General features: G+C 67.0%; 19 protein-coding genes. 14 read left to right on the top strand and 5 right to left on the bottom strand.

Annotation, left to right across the window (positions count from 1 at the left end):
• Positions 1-203 precede the first annotated feature (203 nt).
• Genes ASC63_RS06255 through ASC63_RS06230 form a run of 6 tightly spaced genes read left to right on the top strand, consistent with a single transcriptional unit; the run spans position 204 to position 7,555 of the window.
• On the top strand, positions 204-1,463 hold the full coding sequence (locus ASC63_RS06255; protein WP_055810874.1) for an ABC transporter substrate-binding protein: 1,260 nt from the start codon (positions 204-206) through the stop codon (positions 1,461-1,463).
• Complete coding sequence (locus tag ASC63_RS06250) at positions 1,460-2,398, top strand: carbohydrate ABC transporter permease (protein WP_082487307.1); 939 nt, start codon at positions 1,460-1,462, stop codon at positions 2,396-2,398. Before ASC63_RS06255 ends, ASC63_RS06250 begins: the two co-directional genes overlap by 4 nt.
• On the top strand, positions 2,388-3,242 hold the full coding sequence (locus tag ASC63_RS06245) for a carbohydrate ABC transporter permease (protein ID WP_082487306.1): 855 nt from the start codon (positions 2,388-2,390) through the stop codon (positions 3,240-3,242). Before ASC63_RS06250 ends, ASC63_RS06245 begins: the two co-directional genes overlap by 11 nt.
• Complete coding sequence (locus ASC63_RS06240) at positions 3,239-4,570, top strand: family 1 glycosylhydrolase (protein ID WP_055810871.1); 1,332 nt, start codon at positions 3,239-3,241, stop codon at positions 4,568-4,570. Before ASC63_RS06245 ends, ASC63_RS06240 begins: the two co-directional genes overlap by 4 nt.
• Positions 4,571-6,397, top strand: a complete 1,827-nt coding sequence (locus ASC63_RS06235; protein WP_055810869.1) for a glycoside hydrolase family 2 protein — start codon at positions 4,571-4,573, stop codon at positions 6,395-6,397.
• 57 nt (positions 6,398-6,454) lie between these two features.
• Positions 6,455-7,555, top strand: a complete 1,101-nt coding sequence (locus ASC63_RS06230) for a LacI family DNA-binding transcriptional regulator (RefSeq protein WP_055810868.1) — start codon at positions 6,455-6,457, stop codon at positions 7,553-7,555.
• 24 nt (positions 7,556-7,579) lie between these two features.
• Here the strand turns inward: ASC63_RS06230 and ASC63_RS06225 are convergent, their stop codons facing one another.
• Positions 7,580-8,548: an arginase family protein gene (locus tag ASC63_RS06225; protein ID WP_055810866.1), complete on the bottom strand. Its 969-nt coding sequence runs from the start codon at positions 8,546-8,548 to the stop codon at positions 7,580-7,582.
• A 354-nt stretch (positions 8,549-8,902) separates the two neighbouring features.
• On the opposite strand from ASC63_RS06225, the gene ASC63_RS06220 reads away from it, so the two are divergent.
• From ASC63_RS06220 to ASC63_RS06205, 4 genes are all read left to right on the top strand, one after another.
• Complete coding sequence (locus ASC63_RS06220) at positions 8,903-9,991, top strand: alpha/beta hydrolase (RefSeq protein WP_162242878.1); 1,089 nt, start codon at positions 8,903-8,905, stop codon at positions 9,989-9,991.
• Between the two features lie 111 nt (positions 9,992-10,102).
• Positions 10,103-11,662 carry a sensor histidine kinase gene (locus ASC63_RS06215; RefSeq protein ID WP_157487595.1) on the top strand — a complete coding sequence of 520 codons (1,560 nt, stop codon included), beginning with the start codon at positions 10,103-10,105 and terminating at the stop codon, positions 11,660-11,662.
• On the top strand, positions 11,659-12,330 hold the full coding sequence (locus ASC63_RS06210) for a response regulator (protein WP_055810861.1): 672 nt from the start codon (positions 11,659-11,661) through the stop codon (positions 12,328-12,330). Before ASC63_RS06215 ends, ASC63_RS06210 begins: the two co-directional genes overlap by 4 nt.
• 229 nt (positions 12,331-12,559) lie before the next feature.
• Positions 12,560-13,897 (top strand): acyltransferase family protein, encoded by a 1,338-nt coding sequence (locus ASC63_RS06205; protein WP_055810859.1) that lies wholly within the window; start codon positions 12,560-12,562, stop codon positions 13,895-13,897.
• A gap of 83 nt (positions 13,898-13,980) precedes the next feature.
• Here the strand turns inward: ASC63_RS06205 and ASC63_RS06200 are convergent, their stop codons facing one another.
• Positions 13,981-17,169 (bottom strand): efflux RND transporter permease subunit, encoded by a 3,189-nt coding sequence (locus tag ASC63_RS06200; RefSeq protein WP_157487702.1) that lies wholly within the window; start codon positions 17,167-17,169, stop codon positions 13,981-13,983.
• A 128-nt stretch (positions 17,170-17,297) separates the two neighbouring features.
• Positions 17,298-18,137 carry a helix-turn-helix domain-containing protein gene (locus tag ASC63_RS06195; protein WP_055810857.1) on the bottom strand — a complete coding sequence of 280 codons (840 nt, stop codon included), beginning with the start codon at positions 18,135-18,137 and terminating at the stop codon, positions 17,298-17,300.
• 101 nt (positions 18,138-18,238) lie between these two features.
• Here ASC63_RS06195 and ASC63_RS06190 point away from each other — a divergent pair, with 101 nt between their 5' ends.
• Positions 18,239-19,126, top strand: a complete 888-nt coding sequence (locus ASC63_RS06190) for an oxidoreductase (RefSeq protein WP_055810855.1) — start codon at positions 18,239-18,241, stop codon at positions 19,124-19,126.
• A gap of 65 nt (positions 19,127-19,191) precedes the next feature.
• Here the strand turns inward: ASC63_RS06190 and ASC63_RS06185 are convergent, their stop codons facing one another.
• On the bottom strand, positions 19,192-19,965 hold the full coding sequence (locus ASC63_RS06185) for a MerR family transcriptional regulator (protein ID WP_055815035.1): 774 nt from the start codon (positions 19,963-19,965) through the stop codon (positions 19,192-19,194).
• A gap of 174 nt (positions 19,966-20,139) precedes the next feature.
• On the opposite strand from ASC63_RS06185, the gene ASC63_RS06180 reads away from it, so the two are divergent.
• Both ASC63_RS06180 and ASC63_RS06175 read left to right on the top strand, forming a co-directional pair.
• Positions 20,140-20,994, top strand: coding sequence for a DUF4097 family beta strand repeat-containing protein (locus ASC63_RS06180; protein ID WP_055810853.1), 855 nt, complete (start codon positions 20,140-20,142; stop codon positions 20,992-20,994).
• A complete protein-coding gene (locus ASC63_RS06175; protein WP_055810851.1) occupies positions 20,991-21,620 on the top strand; it encodes a PadR family transcriptional regulator in 630 nt (209 codons plus the stop codon). The genes ASC63_RS06180 and ASC63_RS06175 overlap by 4 nt, the downstream gene beginning before the upstream one ends.
• Before the next feature lie 57 nt (positions 21,621-21,677).
• On the opposite strand, the gene ASC63_RS06170 is transcribed toward ASC63_RS06175, so the two are convergent.
• Positions 21,678-21,941, bottom strand: a complete 264-nt coding sequence (locus tag ASC63_RS06170) for a hypothetical protein (protein ID WP_055810849.1) — start codon at positions 21,939-21,941, stop codon at positions 21,678-21,680.
• A gap of 155 nt (positions 21,942-22,096) precedes the next feature.
• Between ASC63_RS06170 and ASC63_RS06165 the strand changes: the two genes are divergently transcribed.
• Positions 22,097-24,184 (top strand): APC family permease, encoded by a 2,088-nt coding sequence (locus ASC63_RS06165; protein WP_235491930.1) that lies wholly within the window; start codon positions 22,097-22,099, stop codon positions 24,182-24,184.
• Positions 24,185-24,203 lie beyond the last annotated feature (19 nt).

The following is a 24,203-nucleotide window of genomic DNA, read 5'->3' as shown; positions in this document are numbered from 1 at the left end:
GCCCTCCTGCGATCGGCGCCGAACGAAAGTACGTCGACTCTCGCGATTCTAGAGAGTGCACGGCCGAACCGCCGAAGAAGTATCGCGCACCGCACACCCGAGCTGTTTCTCGAGCTTGCGCTTCGCGACGCTCCTCGCATATCATGCTGCTTTAACGATGAAGCAGATTCCGTCGTCAATCCGAATGCTCGAAGGAGAGTCCCATGCACTACAAGAAACAGCTTGCCGCGGTGGCCGTCGCTGCGGCGCTCGGCCTGATCGTCACCGGATGCTCCGGCGGCAGCGGTTCGACATCCGATGGACCCGTCGAACTCTCCGTCTGGACCGGTTTCACAGGTGGCGATGCACCGGGCTACGAACAGATCGTCAAGGACTTCAACGCGTCCCAGACGAAGGTCAAGGTCACCATGTCGGCGGAGCCCTGGGACACCATCCAGCAGAAGCTGCCCTCGGCGTGGATGACCGGACAAGGCCCCGACATTGCCGCTCCCGCGTCCGATCCGAACGTCATAGCGCAATACGTGAAGACCAACTCGGTACTTCCGCTCACCCTGACGGGCGAGGGCGCCTCGAAGATCAACGTCAAGGACTTCGCGCCCGCGCTCGTCAACGAGTTCACCTATGACAAGAAGCTCTACGCCGTGCCGGCCAACTACGCCACGTTGAGCCTGTACTACAACAAGGCGCTCTTCACCGCCGCAGGGGTGACTCCCCCGACCACGGTGGCAGAGCTGAAGGATGCCGCGAAGAAGCTGACGAAGAACGGAACCTACGGTCTCGTGCTCGCCGACAACAACACCATTCAGATGTGGCCGGTGCTGCAGTGGCTGGAGGGCGGCGACATCGTCAACCAGAAGAACTGCAGCGTGCTCGACAGCACCGCGGGCAGGGACAGCCTGAAGCCGTGGGTCGATCTCGTCGTCAAAGACAAGATCTCCCCGGTGGGACTGACCGGCGCGGAGGCTGACGCGCTGTTCTCCGCCGGAAAGGCCGCGATGGAGATCAATGGCCCGTGGGCCGCGCCCGGCTTCAAATCCGCCGGCATCGACCTGGGCATCGTCCCGGTGCCCGTGTCTACCTCGGGCAAGCCGGTCACCCTCGGATCCACCGCGCCGTTGGCCATCTCCGCGAAGTCCAAGCACCCCCAGGAGGCGCAGGAGTTCCTGGCCTACTGGACCGGCGCGACGGCGCAGAAGAAGTTCTCGCTCTCGACGGGCTTCCCGTCCCTGCGCACCGACCTGGCAGACGACGCCGACCTCAAGGCCAACCCCGTGGTGTCGGTCTTCGCCTCACAGGTGCCCGACTCCCGGTTGTACCTGCCGCAGGTGCCGAACGCCACCCAGATCGACACGGACGCCTACGTTCCGCTGATTGGAAGCCTGACCCGGGGAACCTCCATCGACGAGGGCACCTCCACCGCATCCAAGAAGCTCAACGAACTCTCGGGCTGCACAACGAAATGACTGTTCTGACACAGGTCCGGGAGCCGAAGCACGGCTCCCGGACCGGGTCGGGCCGCGGCTCCCGGTCACGCCGGTTGCGCCTCTCTCCGGCCCTCCTCTTTCTTGCCCCCAGCTTTCTCATCCTGGGCGTATTCGTACTCTGGCCGATCCTGGTCTCGTTCTGGTACAGCCTGCACGACTGGACCATCGGCGCCACCGAGCAACCGTGGGTCGGGCTCGGCAATTACATTGCTCTCACGCAGGACTCGAAATTCTGGGGCGCGCTGCTTCAGACCACGACTATCACCGTCGTTTCTGTCGTCGGAATCGTGGCCATCGGGCTCGCGCTCGCCCTGGCCCTCGCCGGCGAGGGGCTCGGCACCCGCATGATCCGGTCGGCGTTCTTCTTTCCGACGGTCGTCTCCCTGACCTCGATCGGCCTGGTCTGGCGCTTTCTGCTCGACCCCGAACTCGGGCTGATCGGCGGCATCACCTCTGCACTCGGCCTGGGCAAGATCGGCTTTCTGCAATCCCCCGAACTGGCGCTTTCCACGATCATCTTCGTGAACATCTGGAAGAACGCCGGATTCGTGATGATCATCCTCATCGCCGGCCTCAAGGGCGTGCCGTCCGAGCGCTACGAAGCGGCTCGCCTGGATGGGGCGGGCTCGATGCAACTGCTGCGCTACATCACCCTCCCGGCATTGCGCCCGACGATGCTCTTCGGAACGCTCATCATGACGATCCAGTCGTTCCAGCTCTTCGACCTGGTCTATGTGATGACCGGGGGCGGCCCGCTGTTCTCCACAGAGACGCTCGTCACCCTGCTGTTCCGGGAGGGGTTCGTGAACTTCCACACCGGTTATGCGGCCGCCATCTCCTGGGCCCTGTTCCTGGTGATAGTGATCATCTCCGCCCTTCAACTCAGAATCTTCAGGTACAACGATGTCGACTGACACGCTTCGCCGCAGAAGCCTCCGGCCTTCCTCGCGTCTCTCGGCCGCCTCGAAGTGGATCTTCGTCGGTGTAGGCCTCGTGCTGGCCCTGGTTCCCTTTATCTGGATGCTCTCCACCTCGTTCCGCACCGAACGCGATCTCTTCGGCAACCCCGCGAGCCTGTTCCCCACCGAGTGGACGTTGCACGGCTACCAGGGCGTCTGGGAGCAGATCCCCTTCCTGCTGCTCGTGTTCAACACCATCGTCTTCGCCGGCATCACCACCGTGTTGACACTGTTGTTCGACTCGATGTGCGCATACGCGCTGGCACGACTCAACTTTCGGGGGAGGAATCTCGCCTTCTGGCTGGTACTCGTCACCCTGATGGTGCCGTTCCAGGTGACGTTGATCCCGGTGTTCATCGAGCTGTTCCATCTCGACTGGCTGAACAGCTACCAGGGACTCATCATCCCGCGCGCCACCAGCGCATTCGGAATCTTCCTCTTTCGCCAATTCTTCGTCTCGATCCCGCGCGAGCTCGATGAGGCCGCCCGCATCGATGGTGCCGGACACTTCCGCATCTATTGGCAGATCATCCTGCCGCTCGCGAAGCCGGCCATCGCCACCGTGGCCGTTCTCAACTTCACCGCCCTGTGGAACGACCTTCTCTGGCCGCTGGTCGTGACCAGCACACCGAATATGCGCACGCTCCCGGCCGGACTCGCGCTCTTCGGCGGGCAGCACGTGACAGATCACGCCGTGCTGATGGCCGGAGCCGTGCTCTCGCTGCTTCCCATCGCTATCGCCTTTTTCCTCGCCCAGCGATACTTTGTCGCGGGTGTCGCAACGACAGGACTCAAGTGACCACATTCATCGAAGGCTTCCCCCACGACCGGCTGCGCTGGCTGATCGGAATCGAGGACACCTGCGTCTACCCGGCGCCGGGTTCGACCATGGGGCCGCTGAACGAGTTCGAACTCACTGCCCACGACCGAAACTGGCGTTCCGACATCGCCACCGCATCCGAGCTCGGCGCCACAGGTCTGCGATACGGCGTCAGCTGGCCGCTCGTGCACATCGCCCCCGGCCGGTTCGACTGGAGCCGACTCGACGAGCGGATCCACCTGGCCGTGCACGAACATGGACTCACGGTGATTGCCGACCTGGTGCACTATGGAACACCCACTTGGTTGGAGGGGTCGTTCGCCGATCCCGGATTCCCCGAGGCACTCGCCGAATTCGCCGGGGCATTCGCCGCGCGCTATCGCGGGGTGGTCGACCACATCACGCCGGTGAACGAGCCGCTGACCACAGCATCCTTCTGCGGACTTCGCGGCGTGTGGCCGCCCGCCCTGACCGGATGGGATGGCTGGAGCACCGTCACGGTGGCCATCGCCCGAGGGGTGCAAAATTCCATCGCCGCCGTGCGGCACGCCAACCCCGACGCGGTCATCGTGCACGTCGAGGCCTCGGCCCTCTACGAGACCGAAGACGACGGGCTGGTCGACGAGGTCGAGCTTCTTCGCTCACTCGCGCCGCTGCCCACGGATCTGATCCTCGGTCGGGTCGACCAGACGCATCCGCTGCACAGCTGGCTTGTCGAGCACGGAACACCACGCGAGCACCTCGACGAGCTGCAGAGCAGTGCGCCGGTCATCGACCTGCTGGGTGTCAACTACTACCCCGACCTGACCCCTCGCATACTCGAGCGGTTCGATGGCACCGTGCGCCAGGTCACCGCCAACCGATGGAGCGACGGCCTTCGTGCGGTTCTGATGGAGTGGCAGGAACGATACGGGATGCCGATGCTGGTCACCGAGACCAGCATCGAGGGCCCGGAACGCCTGCGTCGGGATTGGCTCGAAGCCGCCACCACGACCGTGCGCCAATTGCACCGCGAGGGAGTGGATGTGCGCGGCCTGACCTGGTGGCCGCTGCTCGACTTCGTTGATTGGTCGTACGCCTCGGGCGGGCACAATGTCGAAGAGTTCGTGCTGCAGCCGGAGACCTCCCGTGACGCGACATCGGAGGTGTTCGCCGAAACCGGGCGCGGTCTCACACCTTTTCTGCGGCGGATGGGGCTCATCGACCTCACCGAGGAGCACGATGGCACTATGCGACGAACACCGACAGAGGCCGCCGCCTCGTTTCCGAAGAAAGCCGCGAGTCTCTCTCCAAAGGACGCCGAGTAAATGAACGACTCCTCCGCGCTCCGGGCCAGTCGGCTCTCCGTTGCCCGCCCGCGCCCTCAGCTGCTGCGCGAGCGCTGGTCGACGCTCGACGGAACGTGGCGCTTCGCGCACGACGATGCCGAGGTTGGAGAGCGGGAGGGCTGGTACGGTTCCGCCCATCGTCTCGATGGGTCGATCACCGTTCCCTACCCGCCCGAGAGCCCCGCCTCGGGTGTGGGAGACGGCGGATTCCACGACGTTGTGTGGTACCAGCGAGACGTGCCCTGGCAGGCCGTGCTCGAGGCAGGATTTCACCCGAGCCGACCACGCATCCACCTGCATTTCGGAGCCGTCGACTACCGCAGCAGGGTCTGGGTCAATGGAAAACTCGTCGGAAGCCATGAGGGTGGCCACACCCCGTTCTCGTTCGACATCACCGACGCCATCGTCGAGGGCATCGCCCAGCACATCACCGTGCGGGCGGAGGATCGGGCCGACGACGTCGAGCAGCCGCGCGGCAAACAGGACTGGCTCGAAGAACCCCACGTGATCTGGTACCACCGCACCACCGGCATCTGGCAGACCGTATGGCTCGAAGCCACTCCGGAAGTTTTCGTGGAGCAGGTGCACTTCACGCCGCAGCTCTCTCGCGGCACGGTGGAATACGAACTGCGCCTGAACCGTCCGCCGGCTCCGGGCACCAGTTGCCGGATCGAGCTGGTGCACGGAGAAGAGACGATCGCCGAGCTCTCCACGCAGCTTGTGTCGCAGAGGCACACCGGAACCATCACGGTGCCGCGATTGCAGAACGGACAGGACCGAGAGGGCATCCTCTGGTCACCCGCCTCGCCGCAGCTGGTTGACGCGGCAGTCATCGTTGAGAACGACGGCCACCCGATCGACACCGTATACAGCTACCTCGGTCTCAGAACGGTTTCGATCCGCGACGGGCAGCTCCTGCTCAATGACCTCCCCTGCTACCTCAGATCGGTGCTCAGCCAGGGGTTCTGGCCGCAATCGCACCTTGCAGCTCCACACCCGGATGCGCTGCGAGAAGAGGTCGAGTTGATTCTCGCGCTGGGCTTCAACTCCGCCCGCGTGCACCAGAAGATCGAGGATCCCGCATTTCTCTACTGGGCCGACCGCCAAGGGCTCCTGCTGTGGGCCGAGGCCCCCGCCGCCTATCGATTCTCCTCGACCGCCGTGGAGCGGCTCACCCACGAATGGCTGGCCGCGCTCGACCGCGACCGGTCGCATCCGTCGATCGTCACGTGGGTTCCGCTGAACGAGAGTTGGGGCATCCAGGACGTCGCGCACGACCCCGCACAACGCGCGTTCGCGCGAGCGCTCGTTCAGCTGACGCGAGCAATCGACCCGTCGCGGCCCGTCATCTCGAACGATGGCTGGGAGCACCTGGAGTCGGACATCTTCTCGGTGCACGACTACGACCACGACCCGGCGACCGTTCGCGCCCGGTACCGCGGGCCCGAAGGCCTCGCCGCATTGCGCAACGGCATCGGCCCCGCCGGTCGCACGATGGTACTCACCGACTCGCTGCGCGAGGATGCGCCGTTCATGCTCACGGAGTTCGGCGGCATCGAGCTGCGGGCTGGGCGGGGGAACGGCGCTGGCGACAGCTGGGGATATTCGAGCGCGAACACCGTCGAACAATTCGAGAAGCAGTTGCGTGACCTGTACGACGCGCTGCGAAGCAGCACGGTACTCGTCGGCACGTGCTACACCCAGCTCACCGACACGATGCAGGAGGCGAACGGCCTGCTCACCGAGGATCGGAAGCCGAAGCTGCCGCTGGCGGTGATCAGAGCCATCGTCACCGGGACGAATTAACACCATGGGCTACGGTAATGATTTCAGGGCTCGTGCCCGCCGCGGAAGGAGCCGGACATGGCCGAACGGATGAAGGTTTCCCGTGTCACCCTCCGCGATATCGCCGAGCGGGTCGGCATCACTCCGTCTGCGGTTTCCATGGCTCTCGCCGACAACTCGCGTATCGGCGTCGACACGAAAAAGGCGGTGCAGGCCGCCGCGAAGGAGCTCGGTTATGTTCCCAGTTCGGCGGCACGAGCGCTGCGAAACCAGCGCGCGGGCACCATCGCGCTGATCGTTCCCACGACCGCGACTCACGTCTTCGGGCACAGCTACTTCATGCTCGTTCTCGACGGCACGTCCTCCGTTGCCAACGAGCACGACGTGCAACTGCTGGTCTCCACGAACCCTGACAATGAACACGGACTCGCCGCCTACGAGCGGGTCATGCGCTCGCACAGCGCCGACGGCGCGATTCTCACCAGCGCCGCGATAGATGACCCCACGGTCGAGCGGCTCATCGACAGCGGGCTCCCGGTCGTGATGATCGGGAGCTTCCCGTATCTGCCGACGGCCATCACCGTGGGCATCGACGACCGTCGGGCCTCCCGGGCGATCACCGAACATCTCATCACGGCGCACGGCCGCACCCGGCTGCTTCATTTCTCAGGACCGCTCGATCACCAGACCGGTGTCGACCGTCGTGACGGATTCCTCGATGCCGTGCGCGCCCACGGGCTCGAGAACGACGCGTTCATCGTGGAGGGCGACCTTAGCGAAGCATCCGGAGCCGAGGCCGTGCGCGGACTCGGAGGGCGCATCGCCGGCTTCGACAGCATCGTCGCCGCCAACGACGACATGGCGCTCGGGGCGTTGACCACGCTCAGAGCGGCCTCGATCGATGTACCCGGAGACCTTTCGATCGTGGGCTTCGACGACTTCGGCGTTGCCCGCGTCACCACGCCGAGCCTCACGACCGTGCGGGTGCCAGCCCAGCAGCTCGCACGCGTGGCCACCGAACGCCTCTTCGAACTCATGGCGGGCAACGATGGCGGCTGGCGGCGACACGAGCTCGACGTGCACCTCGTTCTGCGACAGTCCTGTGGATGCCAGAGCCTCGCCTCGGCCGAGGCCGACGCCGTCGTTCTCTCGGTAGCCTCGCTGCGCGAGCCAGCCTGATGGCGGTTGCTCCGCCTGGCTCGCTCAGCTGGCCCGAGAAGGCGTGCGGTGGGCCAGGCCGGCGACCACCTCGAGCACGCAGAGGGCGGCGAGGCGCACGGTGCGGCCGTCTGGCGCATCCGCCGTCGCATCCACCTCGGCGATGTCGACCGAGCGAAGCTGCGGATGCCGCGCCGCGGCTCGCACCGCCGACCGCAGCTCGTAAGCGGAGATCCCACCGGGCACCGCGGCGGGGCAGGCCGGTGCGACGGAGCGATCGCATACGTCCACGTCGATGTCGAGGTGGATCGGGCCGCCCGCGGAGCCGGCGATCTGCAGCGCCTCGGCCATGACATCCGCGATCGGCCGCCGGTACAGTTCGTCGCGGTGCACGACGGTGATTCCGAGTTCGGCTGCACGCTCGGCGTAGGCTCGCGAGTTCGCGAAGTCGGCGATGCCGATCTGCACGATGCGCCGGCCGTCGAGACCCGCCTCGACGAGGCGTCGCACCGGCGAGCCGTTGCTGATGCCGTCGCGCAGGTCGTAGTGCGCGTCGAGCGTGATGAGGCCGGCGCGCGCGATGTCGGCACCCCAGGTACCGAGTGCGACCGGCACCGTGAGCGCGTTGTCGCCGCCCAGCGCGACCACGACGGATGCTCGCGCCGCGGCATCCGCCACCAGCGCGGCAGCGCGCGCCTCGCCCTCGGCGCCATCGGGTTCGGATGCGTCGCCGAAGTCGGCAATGCGCAGGGCATCGAGCGAGCCGACGCGCGCCGGCGTCGCCCCCGACGGCTCCGCGGGAGCCGAGCGATCAGGCGCGAGGAAGGCGCTGTAGTAACGCAGCGCAGCGCGCACGGCAGCGGGCGTTTCGCCGGCGCCCGTGGCCGAGAGCGAGGTGCGCCAGGTCGGGATCCCGACGAGCGCGAGGTCGAGGGGCTCTTCGACGTCGCCCACGGCAGGCCAACCTCCGGCCCGGGGCCAGAGCGGGTCGACGGAAAGCGCGCGTGCTGTCACGAGACCGACGCTAGTCGCGCTCCTGGGAACGCTCCGCGTACCCCCGCGCGATTCCGTCCGGGATACCGGACTCGCTGCTCCGCCCCAGACTGCTTCCTCCGCCCCCTGCGCACAACTCATGCAGAATTGCAGCAGGCATCCGCGCCCGCCCGTGATCGCGGGGTTGCAGCCCGGCTCGTGCGCATTCTGCCTGGGTTGTGCGCACGCGTCGGGCAGGAGGCGCCCGCCACAAGTGGCCCGAACGGGGCGTACTCCACACGTGGAATTACGTGGCCCGAGTGATCTATTCTCGTCTCACGTTCTCTTACGCGAATTTCGGTGCAAGAAACGCCCACCCGCTCGCCTGGAGAAACCGTGACCCGCCTTACCCGTGTGATCGACGACGATCGCACCACCCGCACCACCCCCCGCATATCCGCCACCGTCGGCCTCGCCGCAGCACGCCGGTCCCGGCACTCGGGCACTGCTGCCCGCTTCGTGCGCACGGCAGCCGTCGCCGTCGTCGCTGCGACCGTTCTCGCCGGTGCCCTCGCCGGATGCCGCGCCGCGACCCCGACGTCGGTGGCCGCCGCCGGGTCCAACGATGTGCTCGCGGCCGTCTCGACCGACAAGCCCACGGATGGCGTGCGCACCGCGCGCATCCCGCGCAGCGTCAGCGTGACATCCGATCTCGTCTACGGCACGGCGGCGGACGGCACCGTGCTGCGCCTCGACGTCTGTTCGCCGGCACGCGTGCCCGGCGCGGCGGCTCTGCCCGGCGTCGTTGCCATCCATGGCGGCAGCTGGTCGATGGGCGACAAGGCCAACACCGACTGGCGGGCCGTGTGCCGGTGGCTCGCGAGCGCGGGCTTCGTCGCATACTCGCTCGACTATCGGCTCGTTCCCGCCGTCACCTTTCCCGCCGCAATCGACGACGTGAACACCGCGGTCGCCTGGATTCGCCGTCCGGCGAACGCGGCCCGCTTCGGCATCGACCCGGCCCGACTCGGTGTGCTCGGCGGCTCAGCCGGTGCCAATCTGGCCGCCCTGCTGGGCATGCGCGGCAGCGGCCCCACCGACACGGGTACGCGCGTTGCAGCGGTCGCCGAACTCTCCGGCCCCATCGACCTGACCGAAGCGGGGCAGCGTCTCGGGCATCCGGTACCGTACGTCGCACAGATCGAGCGCGCCTATCTGGGCTGCCGCACGTTCAGCGACTGCCCCCAGGCGATGGATGCCTCACCGCTCTACGCGATCGACCGCAGCGACCCGCCGGTCTTCATCGCGCAGTCCTCCGACGAGCTGATCCCCCGCGAGCAGGGCGACGCGTTCGCCGCCGCGCTGAGTCGCGCGCACGTTCCGCACACCCTCGTGACCATGCCGGGCAAGCGACACTCTGTGGCACTGCTCGACCCACCCATGCGCAGAAACATCGTCGCCTTCCTGCACCGCTACCTCGGGTGACGGTGCGCCGACAGTGTCACGGTGGCACCCGCCGCCCCCTACCCGCGTACGGTCGTGAACCAGCTCCCCAGACGGATGCGCCGCGCGGCCCCCGCTCGTTAGGCTGCACGCATGTCTGACTCGACCGTACCCAGCGCACCTCGAGCGTCCGGCGCACCCGGCGAGCCCAGCGCACCTCGAGCGTCCGGCGCGCCCGGCGAGCCCGGCACGCCCGCCGCGCGTCCCGCACCGTACCCCCCAGGCGTGCCGCCGGTATCCGACGTGCCCGGCACGGCACCAGGTGACGCACCCCGCGCAACCCACGCATCCGGCCTCCAGCCCACCGCACCGCTGCCCCCGGTCACGCGACCTACCGCGCCCACCGCACCGCGCGCCCCCAGGAGCATCTACGTCCCACGCCCCGGCGTCGTCGCCTGGAGCATTCTCTCCGTGCTCGCCGCCGCCCTCTTCGCCGTGAGCGTGCCGCTCAACGCGGGCATTTACGGCGTCCCCGTCGCCGCCGCCTTCCTGCTCGGCGTGCTCCAGTGCGGCTCGATCCTGCTCGCGGTGCAGCTGCCCAAGGCCGCGATAGTCACGTCGCTCATTCCGGTCGTGGCCGTTCCCCTGCTCGCGCAGGCCGTCGACGCCCCCTGGCCCTGGCCGGTTGCCGGCCTCATCGCGCAGTGCGCCGTGCTGGTCGTAATCGGGCTGCGCAACCCGTGGCGACTGTCGGCTGTGGCGTGGGCACTCAGCGTCGCGGCATCCGTCGTCGTATCCGTCGCGCACGTCGACCACCTCGGCGGCGCCATCACCAGCATCATCCTGTTCGCGAGCATCTCCGCTCCCCTTCTCGCCCTCGCCGTTCTGCTCGCCCAGCGGGAGAACGCGCGCGAGCAGTTGCACCACGAACGTCAGCTCACCGCCGCCGAGCAGGGTCGCCGCGAGCTCGTGGAGGAACGCAATCGCATCGCCCGCGAGCTGCATGACGTTGTGGCGCACAGCATGTCGGTCATTCAGGTGCAGGCCACGACGGCGCCGTACCGTCTGCCGGGCATGGATGCCGCGACCACCGCCGAGTTCACCGACATCGCCGCATCGGCCCGTGCCGCCATGCGCGAGATGCGCCGTCTGCTCGGCGTGCTGCGCGAGGACGACACGAGCGGCGAGCTCGCACCCCAGCCGCAGCTTTCTGCGGTGCCCGAGCTCGCGACATCCGCTCGACGTGCCGGCGTACCGGTGTCGCTCGAGATCGAGAACGGCCTCACCGACGGCACCGCCCAGGTGCCCGAGACCACCGCCGTCGCCGCGTACCGCATCGTTCAGGAGGCGCTGAGTAACGTGATTCGGCACGCACCGCAGGCACCGACGGCCGTGCGCATCGAGCGGGCAGCGGATGCGACGCTCGGCGCCGCGCTGCATCTCACGATCGCGAATGATGCGGCCTCCCGCAGCACGGTCGCCCCAGGGGTCGGCAGCGACACTCCACCGCTCGCCGCTACCGATAGCGGCGGACACGGGCTGCTCGGCATGCGCGAGCGGGCGGCGCTGCTCGGCGGCCACATCCGCTTCGGGTCGACGGATGCCGGTGGCTATACGGTTGAGGCGTGGCTGCCGCTGGACGCGGCCGGCATCCAAACGGCTGCCACCCACCCGGCCGACACCGCCTCTGACGCAGAATCGGAGCCTTCATGAGCATCACCGTTCTCATCGCCGACGATCAGGCCATGGTGCGCGCCGGCTTCGGCGCCCTGCTCGACGCGCAGGACGGCATCAGCGTCATCGGCCAGGCGAAGGACGGCGCAGAGGCGGTGGAGTTATCCCACCGGCTGCACCCCGACGTCGTGCTCATGGACGTGCGGATGCCCGTGAAGAACGGGCTCGAGGCCACCCGCGAACTCACGCAGCCGGCCCGCGGCGTCGTGCATGTGCCGCGCATTCTCGTGCTCACGACCTTCGACATCGACGACTACGTGTACGAGGCGCTGCGGGCGGGCGCGAGCGGCTTTCTGCTCAAGGATGCCTTGCCCGAGGAACTCGTGGCCGCCGTGCGTATCGTCGCCGCGGGCGACGCGCTGCTGGCGCCGAGCGTGACGCGCCGGCTGATCGAGCAGTTCGCCCGCACAGCCCCGGTGACGCCGCCGAATTCGGCACGCCTGAGCGAGCTCACCGAACGCGAGCGCGAGGTGCTGCTGCTGGTGGCGCGCGGGCTCTCCAACACGGAGATCGCCGGCTCGCTTTTCATCGCCGAGCAGACCGTGAAGACCCACGTGAGCAAGATTCTCGGCAAGCTTTCGCTGCGCGACCGCGTGCAGGCCGTCGTGCTCGCCTACGAACTCGGCCTGGTGCGCGCTTCCGCCTAAAATTGCCTGTTCCCATACGCGGGTTGAGGAGCGAGGAACGAGCGTCTCGAAACCCGCACGTACGGCTCTGGTTTCGAGACGGACCCTCCTTCGTCGAGTCCTCCTCAACCAGCGGATGCCCTACCGCGGTAGGGGCACCAAGACCGCTCTTCGGGGGGAGGTGAGCGCACGCATCCGCTTCGTACGGTGTCGTCACCGGCGGAAACTCCGCCGACGAAGGAGACCGACGATGACCGCACTTATCGGCTCGCCACACCGCACCAGCACCCCCGCCCCCACCCATCACGACCTCAGCATCGACGTTGCTCGCGCCGCCTGCCTCGTCGTCGTGGTCATGCTGCACGCCATGATGGTGGGCGTCAGCATGGGCGCGAACGGCCCCGTTCTGCAGAACGCTCTCGAAGGCCAGGCCTGGTTCGCGCCGGTGAGCTGGATCGTGCAGATCATGCCACTGTTCTTCATCGCGGGTGGCTTCTCGAGCATCACACAGTGGCGGCGCATGGAGCAGCGCGGCGCATCCGGCAGCGATTACGTGCGCGCCCGGCTGGCCCGGTTGCTGCGACCCGCGGTGGTGCTCGTCGCATCCGTCGGGGTGGGGCTGGCGATGCTCAGCGCCGTCGGCGTGCCCGCCGACATCGTCGCCACGGCCGGATTCCGCATCAGCCAGCCGCTCTGGTTTCTCGCCGTGTACATCGGATGCTCCGCGCTGGTGCCGCTGCTGGTGCGCGCCCACGAACGCTCGCCTCTCGCCACCGGCGCGCTCATGCTCGCCGGCGTGATCGGCGTGGATGCCGTGCGTATCGCCACCGGCGTGGAGCCCATCGGCTACCTCAACCTGGCCCTCGTGTGGCTGCTCGTGCAGCAGCTCGGGTTTTGGCTCGCCGACGGCGCGCTCGACCGCCTCTCGGTGCGCGTGCGCCTCGCCGCAGCCGGTGCCGCGTTCGCCGCTCTCGTCACCCTCACCGCCGCCGGCGTGTACTCGGGGGATATGCTCGTCAACCTCAACCCGCCCACGCTCTGCCTCGTTCTGCTGGGCGTCGTGCAGCTGATGCTGTTCTCGGTGCTGCAGCCGCGCATCCGCTCGTGGGTCGCCGCCGCGCCGGCACGCCTCGCCGCGGTGACCGCCATCGGTTCCCGCGCGATGACCATCTACCTCTGGCACATGAGCGTGCTCGTGGCCCTCGCCGGCGTGCTGCTGATGACCCGGATGCCGCTGCCGACCCCCCTGAGCGCCGAATGGTGGGCGACGCGGCCGGCCTGGCTGCTGCTCGTGGTGCTGGCCGTTGCAGCGGTGACGGCCGCGATGGCCCGCTTCGAGACATTTTCGGCGCCGCGCGCCGCGGGGTTCGGTCAGACGCGGCGCGTGCAGGCGGTGAGCGTAGGCGTTGCAGCGGTGCTCGGTGTCGTCGGCATCGGCATGCTGCTCGTGGTGGGCTTCACACCGGGAACCGCGCTCGTGAGTGTGGCGCTGCTGGGTGGGGCGCTCGTGGCATCCGGGGCCGTGCGGGTGGTTTCGAGACGCCGCTTCGTCCCTCAGCGGCTCCTCAACCAGCGGTTCGCCGGTTGAGGAGCGAGGAACGAGCGTCTCGAAACCAGCGGTTCGCCGGTTGAGGAGCGAGGAACGAGCGTCTCGAAACCAAGTCGGCCACGCTAGGCTGCAGCCTCCCGCTTCGCGGCGCGGCGCGCCCTGGCGCCCTCCACCAGGTTGTAGAGCGTCGGCAGCACCACGAGGGTGAGCAGCGTCGAGGAGACCAGCCCGCCGATCACCACAATCGCGAGCGGCTGCGAGATGAAGCCGCCATGCCCGGTGACCCCGATCGCCATCGGCAGCAGCGCGAAGATCGTCGCGAGCGCCGTCATGAGAATCGGGCGCAACCGGCGTGACGAGCCGTGAGTGACGGCATCCGGAACACTCATGCCTCGACGCCGGTACTGGTTCACGAGGTCGACGAGCACGATCGCATTCGTCACCACGATGCCGATGAGCATGAGCACACCGATGAGCGAGGCCACTCCGAGCGGGATGCCCGAGACGATCTGCAGCACGATGGCCCCCGTCGCCGAGAACGGGATGGAGACGAGCAGCAACAGCGGCTGGCGAAGCGAACGGAACGTCGCCACCATGACGATGTAGACGATCAGGATGGCCGCGAGCAGCGCGATGCCCAACTGCGAGAAGGCATCCCCCTGGCTGGCGGTCACGCCGCCAATCGTCGCGGTCGCGCCGGTAGGCAGCGAGACGTCCTTGAGCGCCTTCTGCACATCCGCATTGGCCACCGAGAGGTTGTCCGTCGCCGGCGTGGCGGTGATGGCCGAGCTGCGCAACCCCTTCTGTGTGGTGATGGATGCTGGCCCCGTGGTCTGCTTCACCGTCGCCAGCGTGTCGAGCGCCACCACCCCGCGCGCGGTCGGAACCTTCAGCGCGGCCAGCTCGGCGACACTCGTCGGTGCGCTCGCGTTCTGAATGTAGATCTTCAGCGTCGTCTCGTTGATGGCCACCGAGCCGACCGTTGTCGGCTGCATGGCCTGCGAGACGATGCCGCCCACGGCCACCTCGCTGAGCCCGGCCGCCGCGGCCTTCGCGCGGTCGACGGTCACCGCAATGTACGGCAGCGAGGAGCTGAGGTTGCTCGATGCCTGCTTGATGGAGTCGAGCCCGCCGACCGCCTTCGTGATCGAATCCGTCGCATCCGTCAGCGCCTTGCCGGTGGATGCCGTCACGTCGATCTCGATGTCGCTCGAGCCGCCGAATCCGCTCGAGGAGGAGACCGTGGTCTCGCCCGAGCTCGTGATGCTCTTCAGCTCGCGCTCGATGGTGTTCTGCAGCGCGGTCTGGTCCACGCTGGCATCCGTCGTGATGGAGTAGGTGACGGCGCCGCCACCGCCGCCGGTGAACGCGTCGCGCAGCGCGCTGCCGCTCGAGCCGATCGAGAGCTGCACCGTCTGAATGCCCTTCGTGGCCAGCAGCTTCTTCTCGACGGGTTTCGCGGCGGCATCCAACGCCGCAAGGCTCGTGCCTGGCGCCATCTTCTGCGTGACGGTGAGCGTGTTCTGCCCCGTGGCGCCCAGGAAGTTGGTTTTCATGCTCGGCACGAGCGCGATGGTGCCGCCGAGCACCACAATCGCGATGATCACGGTGATGGCCGAGTGCTTGAGCGTCCAGTGGATGATCGGCAGGTAGGCCTTCTGCAGGCGCGACGGATGCTCGAGCTCGTCGGGCGCGCTCGTGCCGGTGCCGCTCGTGGTGGCGTGGCCTGCCGCGTCGACCTCATCGACGAACGCGGCGTCGCCCAGCACGGCCTGCGGCGCGTGCTTCTTCTGCTTGTGCGGCCGCAGGAACCAGTACGCGAGCACCGGCACGATGGTGAGCGCCACGAGCAGCGACGAGAGCAGCGCCATCGTCACGGTGAGCGCGAACGGACGGAACAGCTCGCCCGTCATGTCGCCCACGAAGGCGAGCGGCAGGAACACCGCGACGGTCGTGATGGTCGAGGCGGTGATGGCACCGGCAACCTCCCTGACCGCGCGGATGATCGTGCTCGCGCGATCTGCGCCGGGCACCAGATGCCTCTTGATGTTCTCGATCACCACGATGGAGTCGTCGACAACCCGACCGATCGCGATGGTAAGGGCGCCGAGGGTGATGATGTTGAGCGTGTAACCGGTGGACTGCATGCCGATGAAGGTGATGAGCACGCTGGTGGGGATGGAGATCGCGGTCACGAGCGTCGAGCGGATCGACAGCAGGAAGATGAGGATGACCACCACGGCGAAACCGAGACCGAGCAGACCCTCCTCGGTGAGGGAGTTGATGGACTGCTCGATGAACGGCGCCTGGTCGAAGACGATGGTGATCTTCGCGTCGTGACCCACCTTGGCGGTGAGATCGGAGACAATGGCGCGCACGCCCTTCGACACCTCGACGGTGTTGGCCGAGGGCAACTTGGTGACGGCGATGGTGAGCGCCGGCTTACCGTCGACGCGCGAGAGCGAGGTCGTGGGGTCGTCGGTCTCGGCGACGGATGCGACGCTGCCGATCGTCACAGTCGTCGCGACCCTCGCACCTGCCGCGATCCCTGAACCCGCCGAAACGCCCGCTCCAGCCAACATCGGCAGCGCTGCAATATCCTTCACTGAACTCAGCTGTGCCCCCGACTGCACCGAGAGCGTCTTGTCGCCCTCCGTGATCGAGCCGCCGGGCACGAGAACGCCGTTCTGCGTCAGGGCGGTCTTGATGTCCTGGGTGGTGAGGTGCGCTGCCGCGAGCTTCGCGGCATCCGGCGTGATGGTGATGCGCTGGCCGACCTGGCCCACGAGCTGTGCGTCGTTGACGCCCGTGATCTTCTTGATGTCGGGCAGGGCGAGCCGGGTGAGGTCCGCGCCGAGCGCCTTGGTGTCTTCGGTGCTGGTGACGGCGAGCTGAATCACAGGCAGGTCGTCGATGCTGCCGCTGAGCACCTGCGGTTCAACGCCGTCGGGCAGCGTGGATTTGATGCGGTTGATGGCCTGGTCGAGCTTCTGCTCGGCCGTGGCCAGATTGGTGCCGTACGTGAACTTCACCGTGATGAGCGACTGGTTGGTGCTGCTCACCGCCGAGCTGCTGTCGAGGTCGGGCACGCCCTGGATGGCGGCCTCGACCGGCGTGGAGACGTCGTTGTTGACGACCTCGGGGGAGGCGCCTGGGTAGTTCGTCACTATCGCCAGCTGCGGAAACTGGATCGACGGCGCCAGTTCCTGCTTGAGGTTGGTGAGCGCGAGCCCGCCGAACACGGCAACCACAATCGTGATGAGAGCGATGAGCGCGCGGTTCTTCATGCTCAGAACGGCAAGAAAGTGCACGGGGTTCCCCTCGAGTGCGGCAGACGGATGCCGCGGGTGCGGCGGGTGCGCGATGGCGAACGGCGACATCGCCAGTCGCAGAGATTATCTCATTGCAGTCTCTGCAAATACACCGAGCACTTCGCACCTCACGGGAGCGGGATGGTCTGGCGGGGGCGGGATGCCTCGAGGGAGCCCAGCACCGAGAGCAAGTCGGCCGTTTCCGATCCGGCTTCGGCGTGAAAGACGACGAGCAGCTGCCCATCCGTTCCACCGACGCTTAGCTTCTCGCGGCGCAACTTCAGATCGCCGAGTTCGGGGTGGCGCAGGAGCGAGGGTCCGCTGCCCTGCAGCTTGACGTCATGCCGGGCCCAAAGCCGCCGAAACGGCTCGCTGCCGAGAGAAAGCTCGCCGACGAGCTGCACGAATCGCGGATCGCTCGTGTCGGCGCCCACCAGGGCGCGGAAGCCCGCGACGATACTGGGAGCGATTGCCTCCCAGTCGACGAAGAGGCTGCGCTCGCGCTCATCGAGAAAGAAGTCGCGGATGCGGTTGCCGCCGACGTCGAACGTCGGCGAGAGCGCCGCGGCGAGCGAATTGGAGGCGAGCACGTCCAGGTAGCGGCCCTCCACGAAGGCGGGCTGCTGCAGCACGCCGAGCAGTTGCCGAATGCCGCTCGGCACGATTTCGCGCGCGCGGCGCGCGGTCCTGCGCGGCTTTTCCTGGGAAAGGTTGATGAGGTAGCGGGTGGCCAGTTCATCCAGTTGCAGTACCTGCGCGAGAGCCTCGAGAACCTGAACAGAGGGCCGTCGATCCCGCCCCTGTTCCAGTCGCAGGTAATAGTCGGAGCTGATGCCCGCAAGCATCGCCACTTCCTCGCGCCGCAGGCCCTCAACACGGCGGATGCCCCCGGCCCGGATTCCCACATCCTGCGGCTGCACAAGTCCGCGCCGTGCCTTGAGATACTCCCCGAGCGCGTTGTCGTCCATGTCACAACGGTAGACCCGCGCGCGGACGCATGACTGTCCCTGTCGCCCCTAGGAACACGAGGACTCTCGCTGTGCCGCGGTCACCGGCGCAGAGTTGAGCCATGACATCCACACGCACAACACTTGCCGGAGGCACCTTCAGCCTCGCCGACAACCTCACAGTGACCCGCACGGGCTACGGCGCAATGCAACTCGCCGGGCCGCATGTTTTCGGGCCGCCCGCCGACCGCGAGGCCGCACTCGCCGTGCTGCGCGCGGTCGTGGAGCTCGGCATCACCCACATCGACACGTCAGACTTCTATGGGCCGTTCGTCACGAACGAGATCATCAAGGAGGCACTGCACCCCTACCCGGATGCCCTCCACCTGGTCACCAAGGTCGGCTCACTGCGCGACGCCGACGGCGGATGGCCGCGGGCCCGTTCACGAGACCAGCTGCGCCAGGCGGTTCACGACAACCTCACGCGGCTCGGCCTTGAACGACTCGATGTGGTGAATCTGCGGGTGGGCGGTATAGACAGCCCGGAGGCCGGCTCGATAGCAGAGCCGTTCTCGGCACTGGTGGAACTCCGCGATGAAGGCCTGATCGCGCACCTCGGAGTGAGCAATGTCACGGGCGAACAGGTGGCCGAGGCGCAGGCCATCGCACCGATCGTGGAGGTTCAGAACCTCTACAACATTGCCAATCGCCAGGACGATGACCTCGTGGATTCGCTCGCCGCGCAGGGCATCGCTTACGTGCCGTACTTTCCTCTGGGCGGGTTCTCGCCGCTGCAGTCCGAGACGCTGAGCCGTGTCGCCGAGCGCCTCGGCGCGACCCGGATGTCTGTTGCCCTGGCCTGGCTGCTGCAGCGCTCGCCCAACATCCTGCTCATCCCCGGCACGTCGTCTGTCGCGCACCTGCACGAGAACGTCGCCGGCGCCGCGCTCGAGCTGCCGGCCGACGCTCTCGCCGAACTGAACACGATCGGCGCCGCGCTGGTCGAGTAGCTCGCACGCTCGCTCGGCGCTGGAGCTGAGGCGATTGCTGGCGCAATCGCTTCAGCTCCAGCGCGCTACTCGACCAACGGGAGTCCGCTTGCGTACACGCGAAACGCATCGCGCACATACTCGGCACCGGCCTGCCCACCGTAGTTCGCGGCGAAGCGCGGATCGGCCACGTACATATCGCCGTAGCCGTTGAGACGCTGGGCCGTGATGGGCCCTCCCGTCACCGACGCGCTCAGATTGAGCCAGTCGACGTGGCGGGCGACTATCGCCTGCACCGTCTCGCTTGCGGCATCCGCCCCCGCACTGTGTGCGGCCGCATAGTCACGCGCGATCTGGGCATGCTGCTCGTGGTACTCCTTCTTCTCAGCCTCGCTCTTCGAACGCCACCACGCATCGCTCTTCGCGTACGCATCGGCGCCCCAGCGCTGTTCGACCTCCTCCTTGTACTGGGTGTGGTCGAAGCCGTCCAATATCTCTTCTGCCATGAGCTGTTCACCTCCTTCCATTGCCGTGAGCGTCGTCTCGACGGATGCGATCTGTCGCGCCAGCCTCTGTTGTTCCCGCTGTAACCACGTGAGGTGGTTCTGGAGGGCGCGCGGCGCATCCGTCTCGTTATTCAGCACCTCAGCGACGGCCGGAAGGCCGAGCCCGAGGTCTCGCAGCAGCAAAATGCGCTGCAGCCGCACGAGGGCATTCTGGTCGTAGTGACGATAGCCGTTCGAGCCGATTCGACTCGGCTCGAGCAGCCCGACCTCGCCGTAGTGGCGCAAGGTGCGGCTCGTGGTGCCGGCCAGCCGCGCTATCTCTTGAATCGACCAGTCGCGGTCATTCGCCGTCATCTCCGTCTCCTTCATTCGGCATGCAACCCACGCTAGAGCTTGACGTTACGTCAATGTCAACCACGAATTGCGTGCGGCGCTTGCGCATCCGGCAAACGCGATATATCGTGTTTTGAACACAACGCGATATATCGCGTTATCAGACGTGACGGTACCGGAGAAAAGGACAGAACGATGGCACAGGAGAAGTGGCTGATACAGCCCGGCGAGACGAAGGTGCTCGACATCGAGCTGGTGCGCGCGCTCAAGGTGGGCCTCATCGGCGGCCAGGTCGACATCATCGGCCACGACGAGCAGAGCGCCCGCATCGAGGTGCACTCGGTCAGCGGTAAAGACCTCAAGATCTCCATTGACGGCGACACCCTCGAGATCGACCACCCGCAGCTGCGCTGGGACAACTTCATCGAGGTGTTCCGTGGCTGGCGCGACAACGCGAAGGCGGATGTCAGCGTGCTGGTTCCGCGCGACGTCGCCCTCAAGTTCGGCGTGGTTTCGGCGAGCGCCCTCGTCTCCGGCCTCGCCGGTGACTCCCGGCTGAGCACCGTCTCGGGCGAGGTGGTGGTGGACGAACTCAGCGGAAGCCTCGAACTCAACAGCGTGAGCGGCGAGCTCTCTGTGCGCAATCACACCGGGCGCATCAACGCGCACACGGTCTCGGGCGATATCACGGCCACCGGCGACATCACCCGCTTCAGTGTGGACGGCGTCTCCGCCGATGTGTTCCTCGACCTGAACGACACGCCCGACGAGATCACCGCGAACTCGGTCTCGGGCGATCTCACGCTGCGCCTGGCCAATGCGGGCGGATGCCGCTACGTGCTCAACACGATCACCGGCAAGCTGCTGGTCGACAACACCCGCATCGTCGGCGCGCGCGGCAAGGCCTACACCGGAACGCTGGGCAGCCTCGACGGGTCGTGGAGCGACATCCGGGTGAATTCGGTGTCGGGCAACGTCTCGATGCTGCGATCTGCGGCAGCGCCGGGTGCCTCGGCAGGCACAGGGTCCGAAGCGGGGGCAACAGCATGACGCCGGTGTTCGCGCATGGCAGCCTGCGCCTTTACCTGCTGAGCCTGCTGGCCGAGGCCCCCCGGCACGGCTACGAACTCATCCAGGCGCTCAGCGACCGCTTCGGCGGTACATACAGCCCCAGCGCCGGCACGATCTACCCGCGACTGGCCAAGCTCGAGGAGGAAGGCCTCGTCACCAAGGCCACGAACGGCCGCAAGTCCGTCTACGAGATCACCGATGCGGGCCGGGCCGAGCTCGCCGACCGCGAAGACGAGCTCGACGCCATCGAGAACGAGGTGACAGACTCGGTGCGCCGTCTGGCCGACGAGGTGCGCGCCGGCGTCAACGCGGCCATGAAGAGCCTGCGTGCCGACCTTGCCTCGGCCGCACGCGACGCCAGGCGCGAGGCTGGGCCCGAACCCGAGCGCCAGCCGAGGGATTCAACAGAACCGATGGATCGCCGCGCCGACTCGCGGGCCGCCCTGCGCGACTCCGATGTGGTGCTCACCGAGTTCCGCCAGCATCTGCGCACCGATCTGCGCACCGCCGCCGCACGCGGCACGCTGACGGATGCCGTGGTCGCCCAGCTGCGCGACGAACTCACGCAGTTGCGAAAGAACGTCCTGTCCGCGCTCGGCCGATAGCACGGCCAAACTCGCGCACCCACGGATTTCGGCGTGGGCGCGGCTGCTGCGCGCGATTCAGGCCGCGCGGCCCGTTTCTGCCACACCGGTGTCGTGCGCACCCGGGCAGTGGATGAAGGCGTGCGCGCCATCCCGTTCCATCGTGTGCCCCGCCATCGGCGTGCCGCAGAGGGGGCAGAGAAGGTGATCGGGCGTGGGCGGCGTCTCGACGTCGTATGGTCCGAGCGGCGGCGGTCCGAGTATCGGAAGAAGCCGGTCGTCCAGCCATTCGGCGAAGCCCGCTGGGGAGTGCCGTGTGCCGGTATGGCGTGTGTGTGCCATGCCTCAAGTGTAGGCGTGCCGGTCGCAAAAGGCTCCGGAAAACAGCACATCGATCTCGCTATCAAGAGGTGGCGGCCCACTCCCAACGCGCCGACTGACAACAGTATTCCCGATCCGATTTGACAGCGGCCCCGCGAGGTGTAGTGTCATCCCTCGTGACAAACGAGGGGCGATCCCCGAAGCGCTGGCTGATTGGCGAGCCGCTACCGAGCGAGAAGCTCGAGGGGCAGCTGCTCTCCAAGCGCCTTGCGCTACCCATTTTCGCCAGCGACGCGCTCTCCTCCGTGGCATATGGTCCGCAGGAAATGCTCATGATCCTCACGATCGGCGGGCTTGCTTTTCTGAGCTTCGCCCCATGGGTCGCGGCCTGCGTCGTGGTGCTGCTCATCACCGTCGCCGCTTCCTACCGCCAGCTCATCAAGGCGTACCCCTCCGGCGGCGGCGACTACGAAGTGGCCCACAAGAACCTGGGCGAGAAGGCAGGTCTGATCGTCGCATCCGCTCTGCTCGTCGACTATGTGCTCACGGTTGCGGTGTCGGTGGCCAGTGGTGTCGACAACATCATCTCGGCCCTGCCCTGGCTGAGCGGATGGCGTGTCGAACTCGCCGTCGCCTTTGTGGTGCTCATCGCGGCAGTAAACCTGCGCGGAGTACGCGAGTCGAGCAAGGCGTTCGCGATTCCCACCTACGTGTTCATCGCAAGCATCGTGCTCATGGTGGTCACTGGTCTGGTGCAGACACTGTTCGGCAGCGCACCGATCGCCGAATCCGCCGGATACAGCGTGCACGCGCAGAACATCACGCAGGCCGCGGTGATCCTGCTGCTGCTGCGCTCCTTCGCAAGCGGATGTTCCGCCCTGACCGGCGTCGAAGCGGTAGCCAACGGGGTTCCCGCGTTCCGCACCCCCAAGATCAGAAACGCGCGCACGACGCTGCTGCTGATGGCATCCATCGCCGTCGGCCTGTTCGTGGGCCTCACCGCCATCGCGCTGATCACCCACGTGCATTACGCCGAGAATCCGTGTGATCTTCAAGGGTGGGCGCAGTGCGCCACCTCGCCGCAGCGCAGCGTGATAGCCCAGGTGGCATCCGCGGTCTTCGGCAACAACAGCATCCTGTTCTTCATCGTGCAGGCGGCAACGGCGCTCGTGCTGCTGCTTGCCGCGAATACGGCATTCAACGGATTCCCGCTGCTGGGTTCGGTGCTGGCCCGCGACTCGTACGCACCCAAGTCGCTGAACACCCGCGGCGACCGACTCGTCTTCTCCAACGGCATGATCCTGCTGGCGCTCGGCGCCTGCGTGCTGCTGTTGATCTACCGGGCCAACCTCACGCAGCTCATCCAGCTGTACATCATCGGGGTGTTCGTGTCGTTCACGCTGGGCCAGTCCGGCATGGTGAAGCACTGGATTCGACTGCTGAAGAGCGGTGCGCCCGACCGGGTGGGCATCATCCGCAGCCTCTGCATCAACGCCTTCGGGGCGCTTCTCACCTTCAGCGTGCTCGTGGTGGTGACCATCACCAAGTTCACGCACGGCGCGTATCTGGTGTTCATCTTCATGCCGATCCTGTTCCTCTTGATGATGGGCGTGAACCGCTACTACCGCGACGTGGAGAGAGAGGTCGAGGTCGACGCGACCACCACCTTCGGCAGCAAGGGCGACCACGCGATTGTGCTGATCGGCAAGATGCAGAAGCCCGCGCTGAAGGCCCTCGACTACGCCATCGCGGCTCGGCACGACAGCATCGAGGCTGTGAACATCGCCATCGACGAGGAGTCGACCCAGAAGCTGCAGGGGCAGTGGGCCGAGCAGAACATCCATGTGCCGCTCACGATCATCGAGTCGCCGTATCGTGATTTCGGTGTGCCGCTCATCAAGTACATCAAGCAGCGCCGCGAGGAGCACGGCTCCGAGGTCGTGACCGTGTATCTGCCGCAGTACATCGTGGGCCACTGGTGGGAGGGGCTGCTGCACAACCACCGCTCGCGGCGCATCGCCCGCCAGCTCATGCTCTGCCACGGGGTGACCATCGCGCTGGTGCCGTGGCTGCTCGATTCGTCCTCGCTCATCTACGGGCGCCGCTCGCGCCCGCTGCCCGGTCAGGATCGACGCGGCGAGCCGATTCCGCCCGTGATGCGCAGGCCCCTCGCGCCGGCGTCGACGGCCTCCCAAGCCGCCGCGAAGACGGCGAAGCCTGCCGCGAAGACCTCGACGCGCAGCACTCACCGCACCAAACGCTGACGCTCCCGACGGCCGCGCA

This window comes from Leifsonia sp. Root112D2 (assembly GCF_001424905.1).
Lineage (GTDB): Bacteria > Actinomycetota > Actinomycetes > Actinomycetales > Microbacteriaceae > Root112D2.
Note: the sequence above shows the minus strand (reverse complement) of the source record. Positions and strands in the feature narration are given on the sequence as shown.

Excerpts from the sequence above, each read along its gene's own strand:
- ASC63_RS06255 (WP_055810874.1), top strand. The coding sequence starts at position 204 with ATGCACTACAAGAAACAGCTTGCCGCGGTGGCCGTCGCTGCGGCGCTC.
- ASC63_RS06170 (WP_055810849.1), bottom strand. The coding sequence starts at position 21,941 with ATGGCACACACACGCCATACCGGCACACGGCACTCCCCAGCGGGCTTC.
- ASC63_RS06175 (WP_055810851.1), top strand. The coding sequence starts at position 20,991 with ATGACGCCGGTGTTCGCGCATGGCAGCCTGCGCCTTTACCTGCTGAGC.
- ASC63_RS06250 (WP_082487307.1), top strand. The coding sequence starts at position 1,460 with ATGACTGTTCTGACACAGGTCCGGGAGCCGAAGCACGGCTCCCGGACC.
- ASC63_RS06195 (WP_055810857.1), bottom strand. The coding sequence starts at position 18,137 with ATGGACGACAACGCGCTCGGGGAGTATCTCAAGGCACGGCGCGGACTT.
- ASC63_RS06235 (WP_055810869.1), top strand. The coding sequence starts at position 4,571 with ATGAACGACTCCTCCGCGCTCCGGGCCAGTCGGCTCTCCGTTGCCCGC.
- ASC63_RS06230 (WP_055810868.1), top strand. The coding sequence starts at position 6,455 with ATGGCCGAACGGATGAAGGTTTCCCGTGTCACCCTCCGCGATATCGCC.
- ASC63_RS06180 (WP_055810853.1), top strand. The coding sequence starts at position 20,140 with ATGGCACAGGAGAAGTGGCTGATACAGCCCGGCGAGACGAAGGTGCTC.
- ASC63_RS06185 (WP_055815035.1), bottom strand. The coding sequence starts at position 19,965 with ATGACGGCGAATGACCGCGACTGGTCGATTCAAGAGATAGCGCGGCTG.
- ASC63_RS06205 (WP_055810859.1), top strand. The coding sequence starts at position 12,560 with ATGACCGCACTTATCGGCTCGCCACACCGCACCAGCACCCCCGCCCCC.
- ASC63_RS06215 (WP_157487595.1), top strand. The coding sequence starts at position 10,103 with ATGTCTGACTCGACCGTACCCAGCGCACCTCGAGCGTCCGGCGCACCC.
- ASC63_RS06210 (WP_055810861.1), top strand. The coding sequence starts at position 11,659 with ATGAGCATCACCGTTCTCATCGCCGACGATCAGGCCATGGTGCGCGCC.
- ASC63_RS06190 (WP_055810855.1), top strand. The coding sequence starts at position 18,239 with ATGACATCCACACGCACAACACTTGCCGGAGGCACCTTCAGCCTCGCC.
- ASC63_RS06245 (WP_082487306.1), top strand. The coding sequence starts at position 2,388 with ATGTCGACTGACACGCTTCGCCGCAGAAGCCTCCGGCCTTCCTCGCGT.